The sequence below is a fragment of the Mannheimia sp. ZY171111 genome (assembly GCF_017750945.1).
In the GTDB taxonomy this organism is placed as follows: domain Bacteria; phylum Pseudomonadota; class Gammaproteobacteria; order Enterobacterales; family Pasteurellaceae; genus Mannheimia; species Mannheimia pernigra.
In genome coordinates, this window is record NZ_CP046532.1 from 757,981 (window position 1) to 774,607 (window position 16,627).

Annotated in this window: 22 protein-coding genes and 1 pseudogene; 18 read left to right on the top strand and 5 right to left on the bottom strand. The window is 39.5% G+C overall.

The window, feature by feature from the left end; all coding sequences use genetic code 11:
- Positions 1-33: 33 nt before the first annotated feature.
- The gene (locus tag GM698_RS03560) at positions 34-1,782 is read right to left on the bottom strand and encodes a ShlB/FhaC/HecB family hemolysin secretion/activation protein (protein WP_209289671.1); all 1,749 of its coding nucleotides are present in this window, start codon (positions 1,780-1,782) and stop codon (positions 34-36) included.
- A 246-nt stretch (positions 1,783-2,028) separates the two neighbouring features.
- Between GM698_RS03560 and GM698_RS03565 the strand changes: the two genes are divergently transcribed.
- From GM698_RS03565 to GM698_RS03650, 18 genes are all read left to right on the top strand, one after another.
- The gene (locus GM698_RS03565; protein WP_176812192.1) at positions 2,029-2,781 is read left to right on the top strand and encodes a hypothetical protein; all 753 of its coding nucleotides are present in this window, start codon (positions 2,029-2,031) and stop codon (positions 2,779-2,781) included.
- Between the two features lie 222 nt (positions 2,782-3,003).
- On the top strand, positions 3,004-3,240 hold the full coding sequence (locus GM698_RS03570; RefSeq protein WP_238348733.1) for an AlpA family transcriptional regulator: 237 nt from the start codon (positions 3,004-3,006) through the stop codon (positions 3,238-3,240).
- A gap of 11 nt (positions 3,241-3,251) precedes the next feature.
- Positions 3,252-4,004, top strand: a complete 753-nt coding sequence (locus GM698_RS03575; protein WP_176812191.1) for an antA/AntB antirepressor family protein — start codon at positions 3,252-3,254, stop codon at positions 4,002-4,004.
- Positions 4,001-4,288: a hypothetical protein gene (locus GM698_RS03580; RefSeq protein WP_238348732.1), complete on the top strand. Its 288-nt coding sequence runs from the start codon at positions 4,001-4,003 to the stop codon at positions 4,286-4,288. Before GM698_RS03575 ends, GM698_RS03580 begins: the two co-directional genes overlap by 4 nt.
- A 5-nt stretch (positions 4,289-4,293) precedes the next feature.
- Positions 4,294-4,737: a hypothetical protein gene (locus tag GM698_RS03585; RefSeq protein WP_176812190.1), complete on the top strand. Its 444-nt coding sequence runs from the start codon at positions 4,294-4,296 to the stop codon at positions 4,735-4,737.
- Positions 4,734-5,153 (top strand): terminase small subunit, encoded by a 420-nt coding sequence (locus GM698_RS03590; RefSeq protein ID WP_176812189.1) that lies wholly within the window; start codon positions 4,734-4,736, stop codon positions 5,151-5,153. The genes GM698_RS03585 and GM698_RS03590 overlap by 4 nt, the downstream gene beginning before the upstream one ends.
- A gap of 5 nt (positions 5,154-5,158) precedes the next feature.
- Positions 5,159-5,521: a hypothetical protein gene (locus tag GM698_RS03595; protein WP_238348731.1), complete on the top strand. Its 363-nt coding sequence runs from the start codon at positions 5,159-5,161 to the stop codon at positions 5,519-5,521.
- Entirely contained in the window at positions 5,518-5,850 is a 333-nt protein-coding gene (locus GM698_RS03600; RefSeq protein ID WP_176812188.1) for a hypothetical protein, read from the top strand. The genes GM698_RS03595 and GM698_RS03600 overlap by 4 nt, the downstream gene beginning before the upstream one ends.
- Before the next feature lie 52 nt (positions 5,851-5,902).
- The gene (locus tag GM698_RS03605) at positions 5,903-6,193 is read left to right on the top strand and encodes a terminase small subunit (RefSeq protein WP_176812187.1); all 291 of its coding nucleotides are present in this window, start codon (positions 5,903-5,905) and stop codon (positions 6,191-6,193) included.
- Between the two features lie 283 nt (positions 6,194-6,476).
- Positions 6,477-6,830 carry a hypothetical protein gene (locus GM698_RS03610; RefSeq protein WP_176812186.1) on the top strand — a complete coding sequence of 118 codons (354 nt, stop codon included), beginning with the start codon at positions 6,477-6,479 and terminating at the stop codon, positions 6,828-6,830.
- A 47-nt stretch (positions 6,831-6,877) separates the two neighbouring features.
- Positions 6,878-7,324, top strand: coding sequence for a hypothetical protein (locus GM698_RS03615; RefSeq protein WP_176812185.1), 447 nt, complete (start codon positions 6,878-6,880; stop codon positions 7,322-7,324).
- A gap of 10 nt (positions 7,325-7,334) precedes the next feature.
- Positions 7,335-7,949: a hypothetical protein gene (locus GM698_RS03620; protein ID WP_176812184.1), complete on the top strand. Its 615-nt coding sequence runs from the start codon at positions 7,335-7,337 to the stop codon at positions 7,947-7,949.
- A gap of 328 nt (positions 7,950-8,277) precedes the next feature.
- A complete protein-coding gene (locus tag GM698_RS03625; RefSeq protein ID WP_238348743.1) occupies positions 8,278-9,195 on the top strand; it encodes an ash family protein in 918 nt (305 codons plus the stop codon).
- On the top strand, positions 9,188-9,388 hold the full coding sequence (locus GM698_RS03630) for a hypothetical protein (protein WP_176812183.1): 201 nt from the start codon (positions 9,188-9,190) through the stop codon (positions 9,386-9,388). Before GM698_RS03625 ends, GM698_RS03630 begins: the two co-directional genes overlap by 8 nt.
- 10 nt (positions 9,389-9,398) lie before the next feature.
- Positions 9,399-9,668, top strand: coding sequence for a hypothetical protein (locus GM698_RS03635; RefSeq protein ID WP_238348730.1), 270 nt, complete (start codon positions 9,399-9,401; stop codon positions 9,666-9,668).
- Positions 9,661-11,424, top strand: a complete 1,764-nt coding sequence (locus GM698_RS03640; RefSeq protein WP_209289672.1) for a DUF5906 domain-containing protein — start codon at positions 9,661-9,663, stop codon at positions 11,422-11,424. The genes GM698_RS03635 and GM698_RS03640 overlap by 8 nt, the downstream gene beginning before the upstream one ends.
- A 134-nt stretch (positions 11,425-11,558) precedes the next feature.
- Positions 11,559-11,825, top strand: a complete 267-nt coding sequence (locus GM698_RS03645) for a type II toxin-antitoxin system RelE/ParE family toxin (protein ID WP_176812181.1) — start codon at positions 11,559-11,561, stop codon at positions 11,823-11,825.
- A 42-nt stretch (positions 11,826-11,867) separates the two neighbouring features.
- The gene (locus GM698_RS03650; RefSeq protein ID WP_176812180.1) at positions 11,868-12,266 is read left to right on the top strand and encodes a helix-turn-helix domain-containing protein; all 399 of its coding nucleotides are present in this window, start codon (positions 11,868-11,870) and stop codon (positions 12,264-12,266) included.
- Between the two features lie 474 nt (positions 12,267-12,740).
- Here GM698_RS03650 and GM698_RS03655 read toward each other — a convergent pair.
- From GM698_RS03655 to secB, 4 genes and pseudogenes are all read right to left on the bottom strand, one after another.
- Positions 12,741-14,060: pseudogene (locus tag GM698_RS03655) on the bottom strand (IS3 family transposase).
- A 115-nt stretch (positions 14,061-14,175) separates the two neighbouring features.
- Positions 14,176-14,991: a serine O-acetyltransferase gene (cysE, locus tag GM698_RS03660; RefSeq protein WP_176807585.1), complete on the bottom strand. Its 816-nt coding sequence runs from the start codon at positions 14,989-14,991 to the stop codon at positions 14,176-14,178.
- A 1-nt stretch (position 14,992) separates the two neighbouring features.
- Positions 14,993-16,003, bottom strand: coding sequence for an NAD(P)H-dependent glycerol-3-phosphate dehydrogenase (gene gpsA / locus GM698_RS03665; protein WP_209289673.1), 1,011 nt, complete (start codon positions 16,001-16,003; stop codon positions 14,993-14,995).
- A 107-nt stretch (positions 16,004-16,110) separates the two neighbouring features.
- Positions 16,111-16,614: a protein-export chaperone SecB gene (gene secB, locus GM698_RS03670; RefSeq protein WP_159629048.1), complete on the bottom strand. Its 504-nt coding sequence runs from the start codon at positions 16,612-16,614 to the stop codon at positions 16,111-16,113.
- Positions 16,615-16,627 lie beyond the last annotated feature (13 nt).

The window sequence follows — 16,627 nt, forward strand, 5'->3', positions numbered from 1 at the left end:
TCCACCCTACGAGAAATATAAAACCCTATGTCATTAAAAAGGGTAATTTAAATTAAAACCTACCACGGTATCGGAGGTGCTAAACCCTTCTGGTTTACGCACAGGTTTACCCACAAAAACATCATAAGACATCCCTTTGATATTGCCTCGCAAGCCTAATGCTGACCCCATTAAATGATGCCCCAACTGATTTTTAGTTGACCAACCCATTACCCACCCGCTGTCTAAAGCAAAATAAAGTTGATGACCTAGGCGATTGACCTGCCACGCTAATTCATTACGCCACAACCAACCGCGTTCGCCTGTAAGGGTTAATTCGCCATCAAAACCACGCACGGTATAACGTCCACCAAGCGAAAAGCGGTCTTGCAAAATGAGAGGGGTTTTATTCCATTGAGCCTGCCAACTGGAGTTAAATTGCCACGGTTGTTTGCCCCACATAAACGGTTTGTCATAAGAAATTGATACCGTGATAATCTGTGGTCGAGATGTGCCTTCTCCCCGTAATTCTTCTGGCGCTTGTAACTGCCCGCGTGCCCCCGTTCCGCGTTTATAATTAGCGGATAGCACTAACGTGCCGTTGCCTAAATATTCTTTGTGAGAAAAACCCCCTTCCCACCCTGCCATTCGGCGTTTTTGCACGCCCACTTCAGCACCATCAATATAGTTTTGCGATTGGCGAGACCAAAGTGACGCGGAAATCGTCGTTTTACGCACGCTATCACGATAAAGCAAATAAGACAGCGTGAGTTTGTCGTTATCACTTACACCTGAATAACGATAGCTATTATCAAAAGCACCAAATACTTCTTGGTGATAACGGTTTTTGTTGTGAGAGAAAGCTAAACTCCAATAGCCAAACGGAATAGAGTAATACAATGTTAGATTTTTGCTGGCACGACTACCTTTATCATCGCCTTTTTGCTTGAGGCTGTGGGTAAATGAGGTGTAAAACAGGTCGTTGGCAGAAAAAATATTATCAATCGAAAGGGTTGCAGAAGCTTGTAATTTCCCTGTGGATGTTGAGCCAGCGTCATCCAGCCCTAAATTCAGCCTAAACGGAAAGGCTTGTGCATAGCTGATTTTTAAATCACTGTCACCCACTTCCGCTTTATCACTTTCGCTCGGCAAAATTTCAATATTTGCCTCGACAGTTGGCACACGTTTTAAATTTTCAAGAGATTGCTCAATATCTCGGATGTTAAGTAAGTCACCCGAATCAAAGGTTAAAGCCGTAAGAGCATGTAAGCGCGTAAAACGAGGTACATTGCCACTATCCGCTACAATCGTATTACGCACTTTACCCAGAATAACAGTTAAAACTAATTTTCCACCTCTCAAATCTTGTTCTTCAGTCACCACACGAGTCGTCACATAACCACGGCCAATAATTTCGTTTTGAACTTGTTTCATTAATACGCCTAAACCTTCACCACCAAAACAGTGTGGTAGCGTAAGCTTTAATGTTTGAGCAGCCTTATCAAAGGCCCATTGGAATTGACTTTGTAGGGTAGAAGAACCGTAATCAGTTAGTGTGATTTGATGGATAGGATAGCAGGGTGATTCAGTATGAGAGAGTAAAAGTGATTCAGAGGAAGATGTATCGAGACGAATATCGGGTTGAGCTTGTAATTGTTCGGCTTGTGCCTGTTGATGCTGTTGCTGGCGTTGTTGTTGAGCAGCATCTATGCCGCTTAATTGAGTATCAAGCGTATTAGCGAAAGCGGTAGTTGCTATCGCTGAAGAAATGAAGCTTAAAATGAAGGTTTGATGGTATCTCATAAGGTCAATAGAAGCTGTTATTCAGTTTGAAAGAGTGTATAAAATTCCTCACATTTTTGCAAATTTAAGTATAAAATATCAACAAATAAAAGTGTCAAAATAGAGTGTAAAAAACTATGCAAATTGCTGTTTATATTTACAAATTTATTTTTTAAATTTAAATATTTTTAATAAACAATTGATTTAAAAGATGTTTTTTATTTGCATTTTATAGATATATGCAAACAACCGTTCTAGGAGGTAAGAATGGCACAATTTAATCAGAATGATTTTGAGACAACGCTACTAAATAAAGCTGAATTAGAGCAGGCTTTAGGTATTAAAATCAATCTAAACAACAGCACAACACATTTAGATGATTATGCGATGTATTCAGAAATAAATTTACACGATGTTGTATGCATATTTTTAGATTTGCACCCTGAAGACTGGAATGCTCACGAACATCCGAGATACAACACTATTTTTAATGCCATCAAACAATCTGCTGAAACAGGAAACATCACAGCAAGAATAGAAAAGGACAGAAATGGATTTAACCAGATTTTTTTAAATCACGATACGATCAGACGATATGCTCAAACCTATAATTTACTATGGAATGTTCCACCGTATAAGGCGGTAGAAATTAACACCCAAACAGCAGACAACAGCGAACTAATACAACAACTCACCTCCAAGGATGAGGAAATAGCAAGATTAAAAGCGGAAATTGAGAGCTTGAAACAGGCTCAAATGCAAAAAACTCAAATAGTAGATTATGAGCAACGCTCAATCTATGGACACACAACCGAGCCAATCAAAGCTATTTTTGATGTAATTAATCGATTTTGGGTAAATGCGGATTTATCTCAACCTGACACGATAGCAAATGCGGAACATATAGAAAAATGGATAGAAGACAATTTCGATAATGTAAAGGTTAGTAAGACGATAAGAGAGGCTATTCAAAAAATCACTAGACCAGAACAAGCTCGCTATATAGGTAGAAAATCATAAAAGGGGCAACCCCTTTTAAAACCTTATAGCACAAGGCAATAACAAATATATAAGGGTTAAATTCTAAAAGGGTTTAACCCTTTTTCTATGATAAACCCCTCCCCCCTTTAAAACCCTTTCAATCTATTTTCATTCCTCAAAATTCCCAAAATATTCCCATAGCAACCGCTTACACCCTTTCAAGGTTTAAGCATTTCAATTTAACAGCATAGGGGAATATAAATGACCGAAAGCACTATCACACACTTAGCTGATGATGTTCGCATTATCCGCCCATTTATCGCTCGCCAAAAGTTAGGCGTAGGCAAAACCACCTTTTCAGACTGGCAAAACCCGAAATCAAAACGCTATCGCCCTGACTTCCCGAAGAAAATTCAGCTAGGGGCTAATTCGGTCGGCTATCTCGAAAGTGAAATTAATGCGTTTATTCAATCGCTAGCGAATAGCAGAACAGTATAGGGAGGTTGCCAATGACAGCAGAAAATTATTCAGCCACTCAATTAACCGAATTCTTACCGATTGTTACGCAACAACATCAAGGAGAAATCAAGCAATTAGTTGATGGTCGCCAATTATGGCAATTCTTAGAAAGCAAACAGCACTTTGCGGACTGGATTGTAAAAGCGATTGAAGCAGGGTTCTTTGAGAAAAATAAGGATTATTTTACATTTCATAAAATTATGAATCGTAAACAAGGCGTTAGAGGTGCAAGTAAACGCAATGAGTATTTGCTGACCGTATCAATGGCTAAAGAATTAGCAATGTTAGAGCAAAATGAGCAAGGGAAATTAGCTAGAAGATACTTTATTCAATGCGAAGAACGACTATCACAACTTGCCCCCAATGATGTTATTCAATACCGCCAACAATGGCATAAAGACCGAGAAGCAGTAAAAACCCCATTCAAACGAATGTGTAACGCACTTGAACAAGCAAGAGAAAGAAAGGGTAAGGCAACAAGCAAATTCCACTACACCAATGAAGCAAAAATGCTGATGGAAGTGTTACTAGGTATGAATGTTCATCACTGGCGACAGGCTCACAACATCATAGGCGATACAAGAAACGCACTTAATGCAGAGCAACTACTCAAGCTGGAATATTTAGAACAAGCAAACAGCCTATTGCTTGATATGGGCTTGTTAAATTACCAACAACGCAAAGCCAAACTAACTGAAATTTTATCTACTAAATTCAATAAAAAAATAATGGCGGTTCTATGAAGTGCATTACAGCCAAGCAAAATCCAGTTTTAATGCGGTTAGCTATCCGGCACTACCTAGATAATGACAAAGGCACTAAAACGCCATTATTCACGTTTTTAAGCCTGTATTCAGATAATGAGCCTTACCCCTTGCCCGAGCTTTTAATAATGCTAGGTAGGCGAATAGAGGCACTAGAGAAGCAATATAAGACAATGCCAATAGAAAACGATTTAATCACACTAGGTATTTTAAGAAAACAGCTCGCACAACTGCGAAAAGTGGCGGGCAGACTGGAGAATTAAACAAGATGAAAACAAAAAACACATTAAAGCACGAATTAAATTTACCGGGTATTACTGCCCTAATGAATGAGCCTATCAAAGCAACATTGAGCTTTTTAGATTTTCCGCATATCCGAATTGAACGACTATACCACGATAACGGCAACCCATTTTTTATTGGGGTGCTTTCTCTTGACCTTGAAGATCATATCAATATTGAAATGGCGGGGGCAACAGGCTTTTTAGAAGCCCTAGCGGTTATTGCCTATCATCAACAACTAACGGCAACGCCTTTATTAGTGAATGATGACCTATTGAGCGAAATCAACAAACTACCCTACCCACAGCGAACAAACCCATTTATCGACCGGCACGGCAATGAAATCACAAAAGAAATGATGAGCAAAGATTACAGAAAGCAAGTTGATTATGCCTTTGCTGAAAAACGAATGGCGGAGGGGAAAGAATGACAGAACTCACACCAAAACAAGAGGCTTTTTGCCTTACCTATATTGAAACAGGTAACGCAAGCGAGGCATATCGCCAAGCATACGAAGCGGAGGGAATGAAACCCGAAACTATCAACCGCAAAGCAAAAGAATTATTAGACAACGGCAAGATTACGGCAAGAATTGAGGAATTGAAAGCCGAACACGCAGAACGCCATAAATTAACCGTTGATGACTTATTAACTGAGCTTGAAGAAGCGAGAACACTTGCTAAAGCTAAAGAAAACCCTAACGCAATGACACAAGCAACAATGGGGAAAGCAAAGATTTTAGGGCTAGATAAACAAATTCACGAGGTAAAAGCCGATTTGCGAGAGCTACCCTCAAAAATCAATATTATTTTTACAGATGAACCAGAGCTGCAGATAACAGGATAAACATAATGAAAACCCTAAAACCCAACTTTAAAACCTACCCACAAACCAACCGCTTATTTGCGTTAAACAAAATCGCTATTGAGCATTGTAAGCAAGATTTCCCCGACTGCTATCACTTCAAAAAAGTGCTGGCGGAAGAATGCACCGAACTAGCCGACCGTTTGAAAATGGGCTTAGTGCTAATGGCGGAATTAAAAGCCAACGGCACAACGCTAACAAGCGACCAAAACACGCAATTTAAAGCGTTTAGAAATGGGGCAAAGTATTTGCTCTACACGTTGCTAACGTGGATAAAGGCGAATTTGAGCCGACACCCTACAAGCCGATTAAACAAGCGGACTAAACACTACATTAAGGCAGGAAAATGAAGAAACACCATACACAAACCAACGGCGAAAAAGTGATGTTAGAGGTTGCTTTAAATGAGAATGGCACGTCTGAACTCGAATGCACGTTTAAGCATTTCATTGTTAGCCCAAGAACCTATATCAGCCAATTTGAGCAAGAGACAGGGCTGAAACTATGGCATAACAACACAATATCGGATAACGGCAAATATTACACACGTTACCAACTACCCGACCGCCATACAGCCCGAAAAGTTATTGAGTGGCTAAATCATAAAGCAGGGCTAAGAAATGAAATTGCTATCACGAGCGAACAAGCACAGCAGATTTTAAGCCGTTTTGATGTGTAGCAAGGTGCAAGCACTCCCGAAAAAGTAGGGAAACACTACTGAGGAAATCACTATGCCAAGAATACGAACAGAAACCCTAACCGAAAAACAAGAAGCCTTTTGCTTAGCTTACCTGAAATGCGGCAACATTCTAAAAGCCTATCAAGCAGTGAATACCGGCACAATGAAACCGCATTCAATGCGAGCAAGGGCAAGCGAAATGATGAATGATTACAGGGTATTTAATCGGCTGAAACAGCTTGTCCAAGCACACAAGGCAAGAGGCGAACACTTGCCGAAGTTTAGAAAAGGCTCACTAATGGCGGAATGGCTAGAAAGCAATAACTTAAAAAACGATCCCTGATAAAAGTTGACTTTTATTCAGTCATTTTTACCCAAAACAGGTAAGAAAACTTACCCCAAAACAGGCAAACTTTTACTAATTCAGTCAAACAAAAACCCCTAGCCATACACAACTAGGGGTAATGGAGTGACTTCTTATGAAAAACTATCTTCTTAACTTCAACATTGATATTACTCTCTTTCATCTAAAAATCAATCTCTAACCATCTATAAATCTCACACCGAATAAATATGAACTTATGGTAAAATATTAACCATTTTCAAATACTTACAGGAGCGTTTCTATGATTGTAAAAGGCAATAAAAATCATATTGTCAAAAGCGGTAGATACCCCGCCAAACTAGCTGAAATTAAGACCATTCAAAGCGGATATGGTGAAAGAATGGCGTTCATCTTTGAAATCATCGGGGGAGTATATCAAGGCGTTAAATTAACCCGAACTTGTACCCCGATACTAAAACCTAATAGCAACTTAACTGAGATCGTCCAAAGTCTAAATCACAAACCGCTATCACCTGAGCAGATTTATAACGGTATTGATGTATCTCAATTTCAAGGCAACGAATATCAAATTAAAGTTACACAACGAGAAAGCAAAAACGGCTTTTACTACAGCCATATTGAGCAAATCATCTAGCCAGTGACTACACTCTCCACATCACCAAAAAGCAAAGGCTAAAAGGTATGAAGAAAAAAATCAAAAATAATAGTCAGTATTTCCAAGCTGACTTCTCTCTATTGAAATCCGTTGCAAGTAAAGGCGATTTTAGACTTCTATCCGCTATGCTTGTCTTAAATCGTTTTGCTAATGGCATTCCTAAAACCCCGAAAGAACAACCCTTCAGCATTACCTACGCAGGAGCAAAAGCAATCAGTGAACACCTAAATTGCCGTTGGGAAACAGGCAAACAACTTCAGTCTGAGCTTCTTTTAAATGGTTACATTTCTAAACTAAGACAGGCAAAAGGGACATTATTTAAAATTAACTACACGACATTAAACATCAATTTGCCCGTTGCATTTGTCGATAGTATCAATCAAGTTAGTTCTGTTATATATCGCATAAATCACGCTGAAAACGCCACAGAAAGCGAAAAACTAAATACCCTAGCTACTGCTAACTTTTTATAAAAATCTCTCTATGAGCGATTTAGGCGGTTTTAATGGCGTATTTCAAAAATGGGATATAGAAACAAAGCATTTTGATGCTACTGACTTTCTAATAAGACTTTCTGCTTCTAACACGAATAAAGAGGAAGCCTATAAATCATTTATTCGAGATTTTTTATTTTCACAAGACGAAGTAATCAGCGAAGAAAACAGCTCTCTATTTTGGAAAACGCTTCAGCAACTAAAACGGTTAGGATTGATTTATGAGGTTATTGTATTGCTAGAGAAGCAACCACCCAAGCAACCTAAGCTGATATTCACGATAAGAATTAACGACTATCACGCAGATAATGCCGATTTATCGTATGTTAGTTCAGCAATCGATAGCAGTATTGCTTACTACGGTAACAGGGATTTTAACTATGATGTAGATGAGTTGTACGATGAAGAAATGAGCCTGAAGAACAGCACCACAGGCAATAAAGTAATTCGCCTCGTTATCCCTTGCCACCCAAATAGAGAATATGAAATTTTAACGATTTATCGTCCACGCTTCCGCTTTTCTCACCCTGATATAGCTCTTTGGCAAAAAACAGAAGACGAAAACATCTCTAATTTCATTGATGAAGTAGATGACAATTTGTGAGTTTGACCAAATTTTTTTGTATGAAATCCCATAAAAAATGGGATAAATGTCCCGTAAAAAATGGGATTAATTTACCCAAAATAACCACAAAAAAAGTAATGGGAAGACATATAAGTAGAACGTAAATATATACGTAGATCGTAAATATATAAGTAGAGCGTAGAATATAAATAGAGTGATTGTCCGCAAAAAAATTTTTGCAGACCACGCACAAAAAAAGCCAAAAATGAAGATTAACAATTCGTACATTCTGAAAATGTGTAGATTGGCTTTCTGATGAAAAAATTAAAAAATGTGAACGAGATCACTTTACAAAATCCTAAGTGAGATTTATTCTGCTCACGTTGTAGCAAAATCTACAACCGAGCGTCAGAACTCGAACGATTTATACACGGCGAACAAAAGCATGCCATTCAATCGTGCTATTTTTGTTTGTAGCACACACACACCCAAAGAAAACAATCTCCCCACTTTTGGGCAGATTGCCTTTCTCTCTATGGTAGCGTGTAATGGGAAAGGTTCGCCCTTTGCTGTGTTCCGTGTATCGCAGTTTCTGACCCCGTTACACGTTACCGCCCAAATCGTCAGAAGTTTAGCGGTAGCCCCTGAAAAATCAAACACGGAGCTATCATCAATGATCTACAAATTCCTCTTACTAGGCTCACAACGCCTGAAAATCACCGTACACGCCAACAACAAAGCCGAAGCCTTGAGCCGTGTTCAATTTGCCTCTAAACCGCTTCTAGTGGCACGTTTACGCAATCCACTTGTAAATAATTCAGCAAATATGACCGCTTGCGATACTGAACAAAATAACAGCTTGCCAAGTGTGGATGGTTGCGGTCATAATGACCTCACTACTACATACGACGCTAACCGCAAGCGTGATACAAGCGGTCTTTTTTTACCTCAAATTCACAATCACGGGATTACTACACCCAAGATCTATTCAGAATTAGCGGTAAGGGCGACACCCCGAAATAAGGCTTTAAGCACGAATAAGGGGGGCTATTCGTATGTAGCAGTTGAACCCTTATCGCACCTTTCACAAAGCGATAAGTCATTTTATCAACTAACTAAAACATACGACACTATGAAAAAACCAACCCAAACCGGCAACACCGCCAAAACTACGCCTATCGTTCGCTCTACACGTTTTATTAACTTCCACCAATGGTGGAAGTTGAATAGCATTCGCTCCCCTATTGCCCTTTCTTCACGTTTTGAGGGGGTGCAATATGTATAAATCTCAAGAAATCAATGCCCAAGAATTAGAGGATTTTGACACAGCCAAATGCACCCTATGGGAAGCTCTATGTATGCTTGAAATGATTAAGGATAACCTACTTGCTAACGAAGATACTATCAATATAGGCACGGCTTTAAGAGGCGTGGTCAAGATGATTGATGACAGCGTAACACGTTTGGAAGAGATTTAAGGGGGCGGGTATGACTAATCAGCAAGAGCAATTTAACAACGGCATTTTTAAGTGTTGGCAAGCAGCCAATATTCTTGAAGCAATGATGAAATCTCGCCTACAAGATATGGACGGAGTCGCTATATCCGTGGCTTTAGAGGGCGTACATAGCATTTTGATCGGTGCATTAAGCGAAATGGAAGGACTTGATTTTAATCAACAAGCCTTTACACCTCACACCGCCACCAAGATAAACCGCATTGAAAAGCAACGATTAGCAACAGGGGGCAAATATGACTAAACTCAAGAATGCCCCGAACGTAAACAAGCAACCGAAAGGCAAACCATACGAAGCCTACATCATAGCCGGTAGCAATGCGTGGGATAAAACCAAAAAGCAAACCGTGCTAGAGTGGACGAAATCAGAAAGCGACTATCAACCTATCATTCTAGGTGGTAAAGAATTGCGAGAAATCGACCGCTTGAAATTGGCGGTAGAGGTAGGAACAACCTCAATCTATCGAGCAGGAACACTCACAGAAGCCGAGAAATCGGCTATCTGTCAAAACCTTGCCAAACATTCAACGGCTGAAACGGTAGCTTTCTATGATGAAGCTCTACAGCTTGAAGAAAATGTAAGTGAATACATTGCCCGATTGCGTGCGGAAATGGGGAAAGATGGCGGAAGAGTGAAAGCGGAAAGCGATATAAGCATATCCGATAACCCAACACAAAAGGAGCTATTACACGCCTTTTTGAAATGGCAACCACAACCACTAGCCCGAGACACTAAGTTAGGCATAAACTACCTTTACAACGGCATTTACTGGCAATCGCTCGATAATGAAATGCTTGAACGGCAGATAATGGCATTTTTTGAAGAAGTGGATATTGATTTTTCAGACCGAAAAATTACAAGCCTAGCTAAACTGGTAGAGCGTAAAATCCCCCAAATGCCTGACGGTTCGCCCGATATAATCGGGTTTGCGAATGGTAAGCTAAACAAACATACAGGCGAATTTACCGCCATCACAAAAGAGGATTATTTACGAGAGATTGAGGACTACGAAATAAACCCAAATAGCACCGATACACCGTACTTTGAGCAATGGTTAGACTTTGCTTCTAATGGCAACAAAAACAAGCGAGAAGCCCTATTCGGGGCGTTATACGCAGTCTTAACTAACCGCTATAAATGGCAGCTCTATTTTGAGGTAGTAGGCGTAGCCGGTGCAGGTAAATCAATCTTTGGTGAAATCGCCAAAGTAATTAATGGGCGAGGCAATACCACTATTCTTGATATTGGCGGATTTGATGAACAAACCGAGTTAGCAAAGATTATCGGTAAATCGCTTGTGCTATCACCTGAACAGCCATACTACTGCGGAAATGCAGATGGATTGAAACGAGCAACAGGAGGCGAAGCAGTCGGCGTTAGATTGCTATACAAGCAAGGCATAGACTACTACCCTAAAATCATTTTTATGTATGCGACAAATAACGTTATCACGTTTACTGACGGCAGAGACGGCAACCAAAACAGCGGACACTTAAGACGCAAGGTTACTTTCTACTTTGGGCGTAAAATTCCTGATGATGTACGTGATGATGATTTCATTGAAAAGGTCAAAGGGGAAATTTACGGTATTATTCACCGCTTGCTAAACACTTTCCCAAACCCCGAACAGGCAAGAGAAGTATTGCTATCACATCAAAAGCAAGGCGAAGCGATAGAAATGCAGCGAGAGAGTAATCACTTAATCAGTTTTGCTACACATTTCAAGATAGACAATAGCAAGCCAATCTCTATGCGATGGGGTTCAACGAGAACATCACTAAACGAAAGTAAAGCACTCTATAAAGCCTATCTATTCTTTTGTGATTGTATCGGACAAAAGCCGTTATCACTCCAACACTTTAAAAGGGCATTCCCTGAAGCCTTAAAAGCAAGCGGAGAACAAGCACAGATTATTGAAGTAATGAAAACAGGAAATAAAACGTTAAACATCTCTTATAAAGACTATCAAAGCACTATGGACGAATGGCGAGACGGTTAGCCCTACCGCCACATCATAAGCCTAGCTGAAATATGCTAGGCTTTTTATTTATAATTTACTTATAATATAATTGATTAGACAAATATAAGTCTTTATAATACATCTATTGTTAAATAATAAGAGAATGCTACACAATGAATAAAATCACATTCACAGGGAAAGCGGATAAGCAACTCTCAAAAATTGATAGTCGATATATACAAGCTATTTTGGATGCAATTGAAGCACTTGTTTTATTCCCTGATGTTCAACTCGATATTAAAAAACTAAAGGGCTATATAAATAGGTTTAGGCTAAGAGTTGGACGGTATAGAGTGATTTTCGAGGTGCAGGATGGAGAGCCAAAAATCATCGAAATTCAAACGATAGCAAAACGAGACGAGCAAACCTATACACATTAAAGAATAGGGGCGAAAGCCCCTCAAATAAGCGGAGAATGCGAAATGAAACCATATCAAACAATTAAAGACACCAACGGCAAGGATTTATTTGTGCTTGTGCCGGTGGCTGAATTTGAAGAGCTAACTGGGGCGGGTAAATATAACTTCCCTTATGATGACGAAACCGAACAAGACCTTGTAGAGATTGAAGTAGATAATGATGAATTTGACGATGTAACACTACCTTTTGAAGTAGTGAAGATCAAACTAGAACAAAACATCAATTCATTAGGAGCGTGGCGGATTTACCGCAACCTATCACAGCAAGACGTGGCGGAAAAAACAGGGCTTTCACAATCTGCTATTTCACAAGCTGAACGCAAAGGCAACCGACCACAGAAACGCACAAGGGAAAAACTAGCTAAAATCTACAACTGCACCCCTGAACAGTTGGCAATTTAAACCTACTACATATTACTACATTAAAAAGCCGTTGATTGAGAAATTGACGGCTTTAAAATTCCTATTACATTAAAAACGCCCCCTAAATATCACCTATTTTACCCAAATATCACCAATTTCACCAAAACATCACCACTCTACAAAGCCTTATATATCAATACTTTAAGCCTATTTTTGGTGATAATGGTGATATTTTTTTCAAAACTATTTTTCTAAACTTTGAAAAAAGAATGGCAAAGGTAAAATAAGCTACATATCACCGATTACAAAATAATCTATTTAATGAGGCACTTTGAATTTTAGGAGTATATTTAGGAGTACAAATAAAATTTGAATTAACCAAAACCCTTATTTATCAAGGCTTGATGACACTCAATTCAGATGACCCCAGCCACCAAATTATAAACCTATAGCGTTCTATAGATACCTAAAAAGCCTTGAAAATCAATGATTTGACCCCAAAAAGTTAGACTGTTATTTAAAGGACTGATGTCGATATTGTATCGGACTCAGTCCTTTTAGTTTTAGTTGGATTCGTTCTTCATTATAGTAACGAACATATTCATTGATGACTTGTTCCAGTTCATCAATACTCTCAAACGTTTTTTCGTAAAAGCATTCTGTTTTCATTCGCCCAAAAAAGCTTTCCATCGCCGCATTATCTAAACAATTCCCTTTCCCAGACATACTTTGCTGAATACCATTTTTAGCTAATAGACTCTGATAACGATGCATTTGATAATGAAAACCTTGGTCTGAATGTCATATCAGATTTGCATTTTTCGGGAGCTTTTCGACCGCTTGTCATAACATTTTCTGTACAAGCATGCCATTTGGGCTACGGCTCATTTGATAAACGGCCAATTCATTGTTAAAGCAATCTAAAATCGGCGAAAAATAGAGCTTCTCTTCTTTCACTTTAAATTCGCTAATGTCTGTCAGCCATTTCTCATTCGGCTTAGTTGCACTAAAGTTTCTTTGTAACAGATTTGGCGCGATTTTGCCTGGTTCTCCTTTATAAGCGTTATATTTACGTTGTTTCTTCGACCTAACTTGTCAGCCCATTACTTGAATCAAGCGTTGAACTCGTTTGTGATTCACATCGCCTAATTTTGCGGTGACTCGGCGATAACCATAGTGAGGCTCTTTCTGCTTAATTTCACAAATCCGTTTTTGAGCTCACGGTCTTTGTCTAATTTAGGGGGTTGATGATAAAAGAATGTACTTCGAGCCAGCTTTGCTATTCGCAGAAGAATAGCTAACGGATAGTGTTCTTTAACTTTTGGATGGTTTCTGCCGTTTGGCTTCGCCCCTTTTGATTATCTCGTCTAACTTTTTTAGATAGGCTACCTCTGCTTCTAGTTCTAAAATACGCAAGCGTAGGCGGTCTTCTTCTGTTTTAGGCGGTGGCGGCATTTTCGCATAGTGAGGCTTCATACTCGGGCGACCTTTGGATTTTGGTTGGAGTCCATTTATACCGCTTTTCCGAAAGGCTTTCAACCATTGGCTGATTACCCCGCTATTGGAAATACCAAAATGAAGAGTCGCCTCTTCAGCAGAAAATAAACCATCAAGGATTCATTTAATCGCCTGAAACTTAAATTCTGGAGAGTAAGCTCTTTTACAATGGAGGACAGCTAACCCATTGATACCTGAATATTTATATTGAGCAATCCAACGTCTCACTGTTTTACTAGATAAATCAAAATGATGAAGTGTTATAGGAAGATTTTCGTGATGTTCAACATAGAAATCCACGACTTGTTGTTTAAAAATTTGGGGGTATTTAGTCATAAAAAATCTGCACCTTAATCAGTTGGAAAGTGAGTCCAACTTTTGGGGGGCAGATCAAAAAACTTACAGGGCTTTTTTATTGTCCTATGCGTACCTATGAAGAAATCTAAAGTAGCTAAATTCCATCGCCAAACAATCGCTGTTCGTCTCCGAAATATTGGTTCATATCGAATGCTGGTTTTTGTTCTGAAGACTTGCCTATAATGCGAGCAGGTACGCCAGCGGCGGTAGCATATTCTGGAACAGGTTGTAGTACCACCGAATTTGCACCAATTTTTGAATAACGACCAATTTCAATATTACCCAAAATTTTCGTACCAGCACCAATCATTACACCTTCTCGAATTTTCGGATGACGGTCACCATTTTCTTTACCTGTTCCACCTAGTGTGACGCCTTGCAAAATTGAAACATCATTTTCAATGACTGAGGTTTCGCCTATTACAATGCCCGTAGCGTGGTCAAACATTATGCCACAGCCCACTTTTGCAGCAGGGTGAATATCCACATCAAAAGCAACTGAAATTTCATTTTGTAAATAAACCGCAAGTGCCTTTCTGCCTTGATTCCATAAATAGTGCGTGACTCGGTAGCTTTGTAGAGCATGGAAGCCTTTTAGATAAAGTAATGGCGTACTCCATTTATCGACTGCAGGATCGCGTGTGCGAACTGCATTAATATCACAGGCAGCACTCGCAATAATTTCGGGCTCTGCTCTATAGGCTTCTTCAATAATCTCTTTTAATGCAATTGCTGGCATAATCGGATTTTCCAGCTTATTTGCTAAAATATAACTTAACGCATCACCCAAATTATGGTGTTTTAAAATAGTTGCATGGAAAAAACTCGCTAACATCGGCTCACTGTTAGCAAGATCTTTTGCCTCTTCTCTAATAGATTGCCAAATCTGATTAATGTCATCTCGTTGCATATTATTCCTCTTTTCGCTCACGCCCTAACAAATCTTTAACTGCATCCGAAGCATTTTTCCCACAAAAGAGGATTTGATAAATCTGCTCGACTATAGGCATTTCAACACTTTGTTTTTGTGCAAGTAAATACGCTTCTTTGGTATTGTAAAAACCTTCCACTACTTGCTTAATTTCACCGATAGCGGCTTCTGCCGATTTTCCTTGTCCAAGAGCGAGTCCAAAGCGGCGATTTCTAGATTGATTATCGGTACAAGTCAGCACTAGGTCAGCTAGACCCGCCATTCCTGTAAAGGTTTTTGGATCAGCGCCTAAAGAGGCACCTAAGCGGCTAATTTCAGCAAGCCCTCTAGTTATTAAGGCAGTTCTAGCATTTGCTCCAAACCCCATTCCATCTGAAATACCAGCACCAATGGCAATCACATTTTTAATTGCACCGCCCAGTTGCACCCCAACAATATCGCTGTTGAGGTAAACACGGAATGCCTTTGAGCAGTGAATACGTTGTTGCATTTCATCAGCAAAAATAGGATCCGTTGAAGCAAGAGCAATAGCAGTTGGTAGGCCTAAAGCAAGCTCTTTTGCAAAAGTTGGACCAGAAAGCACAGCGAGTGGGTAAGATTCGCCTAGAATTTCTTGCATTACCGTTTGTAATAATCGTCCTGTATCTCGTTCGAGCCCTTTAGTTGCCCACATAATGCGGTGCTCTTTAGACAAAATCGGCTTAATTTGCATCAAAACATCAGAAAATACGTGGCTTGGCACAACAATGAGCAAATCTTTAACTTTTTGCAATACCGTTGATAAATCTGAAACCACTTCCAACGCTTCTGGAAAAATAATATCTGGCCAAAAAGCTTGGTTCATCCTAACTTTAGCAAGTTCCGCCATTTTTACTGGGTTATGTCCCCATAAGTAGGTTTTATGACCATTGCGAGAAAGAGCAATTGCGAGTGCCGTACCGTAAGAGCCTGCACCCAACACGGCGATTGGTGCTGAATAAACTTCACTCATAGAGCCTCTGTTTAATTCTCAAATAAAGTTGCAAAAAATTCGTAAAAAACGACCGCTTGTAAGATAAAAAAATAGGTATGCAGTGCATACCTATTTCTCTAAAATGCTTAGTTAGCTAATGACTGCTCTGAGCTTTCTTCTTGCTGCTGGCTTTGGAGGTAATCCATAAATAACGCATCAAAATTTACTGGGGAAAGATTGAGCGCAGGGAATGTACCCCGATTAACCAAGCTTGCGATTAATTCACGTGCATAAGGATAAAGCACATTTGGACATTGCGACGCTAAACAATGAGCAAGCTGAATGCCTTCTAGACCTTTAATGGTAAAGACACCTGCTTGTTTCACCTCGCAGATAAACGCAACATCATTGCTATCTTCCAAAGTAGTTTGTACAGTAATGTGCAATGTTACTTCGTATAAATCTTCACCGATCTCTTTGGTTTCAGTATCTAACTCAAAACCTAACTGTGGCTTCCATTCTTGATGGAAAATAGTAGGCAAATTCGGCGCTTCAAATGAAACATCTTTCACATAAACACGTTGAATTTGAAGTTCGAAAGGCGCTTGTGTAGCCTCTTCTGTTGAAGCAACTTGATTTTCTTCTGACATAAAATTTCCTTAA

Excerpts from the sequence above, each read along its gene's own strand:
- GM698_RS03560 (WP_209289671.1), bottom strand. The coding sequence starts at position 1,782 with ATGAGATACCATCAAACCTTCATTTTAAGCTTCATTTCTTCAGCGATA.
- GM698_RS03565 (WP_176812192.1), top strand. The coding sequence starts at position 2,029 with ATGGCACAATTTAATCAGAATGATTTTGAGACAACGCTACTAAATAAA.
- GM698_RS03570 (WP_238348733.1), top strand. The coding sequence starts at position 3,004 with ATGACCGAAAGCACTATCACACACTTAGCTGATGATGTTCGCATTATC.
- GM698_RS03575 (WP_176812191.1), top strand. The coding sequence starts at position 3,252 with ATGACAGCAGAAAATTATTCAGCCACTCAATTAACCGAATTCTTACCG.
- GM698_RS03580 (WP_238348732.1), top strand. The coding sequence starts at position 4,001 with ATGAAGTGCATTACAGCCAAGCAAAATCCAGTTTTAATGCGGTTAGCT.
- GM698_RS03585 (WP_176812190.1), top strand. The coding sequence starts at position 4,294 with ATGAAAACAAAAAACACATTAAAGCACGAATTAAATTTACCGGGTATT.
- GM698_RS03590 (WP_176812189.1), top strand. The coding sequence starts at position 4,734 with ATGACAGAACTCACACCAAAACAAGAGGCTTTTTGCCTTACCTATATT.
- GM698_RS03595 (WP_238348731.1), top strand. The coding sequence starts at position 5,159 with ATGAAAACCCTAAAACCCAACTTTAAAACCTACCCACAAACCAACCGC.
- GM698_RS03600 (WP_176812188.1), top strand. The coding sequence starts at position 5,518 with ATGAAGAAACACCATACACAAACCAACGGCGAAAAAGTGATGTTAGAG.
- GM698_RS03605 (WP_176812187.1), top strand. The coding sequence starts at position 5,903 with ATGCCAAGAATACGAACAGAAACCCTAACCGAAAAACAAGAAGCCTTT.
- GM698_RS03610 (WP_176812186.1), top strand. The coding sequence starts at position 6,477 with ATGATTGTAAAAGGCAATAAAAATCATATTGTCAAAAGCGGTAGATAC.
- GM698_RS03615 (WP_176812185.1), top strand. The coding sequence starts at position 6,878 with ATGAAGAAAAAAATCAAAAATAATAGTCAGTATTTCCAAGCTGACTTC.
- GM698_RS03620 (WP_176812184.1), top strand. The coding sequence starts at position 7,335 with ATGAGCGATTTAGGCGGTTTTAATGGCGTATTTCAAAAATGGGATATA.
- GM698_RS03630 (WP_176812183.1), top strand. The coding sequence starts at position 9,188 with ATGTATAAATCTCAAGAAATCAATGCCCAAGAATTAGAGGATTTTGAC.
- GM698_RS03635 (WP_238348730.1), top strand. The coding sequence starts at position 9,399 with ATGACTAATCAGCAAGAGCAATTTAACAACGGCATTTTTAAGTGTTGG.
- GM698_RS03640 (WP_209289672.1), top strand. The coding sequence starts at position 9,661 with ATGACTAAACTCAAGAATGCCCCGAACGTAAACAAGCAACCGAAAGGC.
- GM698_RS03645 (WP_176812181.1), top strand. The coding sequence starts at position 11,559 with ATGAATAAAATCACATTCACAGGGAAAGCGGATAAGCAACTCTCAAAA.
- GM698_RS03650 (WP_176812180.1), top strand. The coding sequence starts at position 11,868 with ATGAAACCATATCAAACAATTAAAGACACCAACGGCAAGGATTTATTT.
- cysE (WP_176807585.1), bottom strand. The coding sequence starts at position 14,991 with ATGCAACGAGATGACATTAATCAGATTTGGCAATCTATTAGAGAAGAG.
- gpsA (WP_209289673.1), bottom strand. The coding sequence starts at position 16,003 with ATGAGTGAAGTTTATTCAGCACCAATCGCCGTGTTGGGTGCAGGCTCT.
- secB (WP_159629048.1), bottom strand. The coding sequence starts at position 16,614 with ATGTCAGAAGAAAATCAAGTTGCTTCAACAGAAGAGGCTACACAAGCG.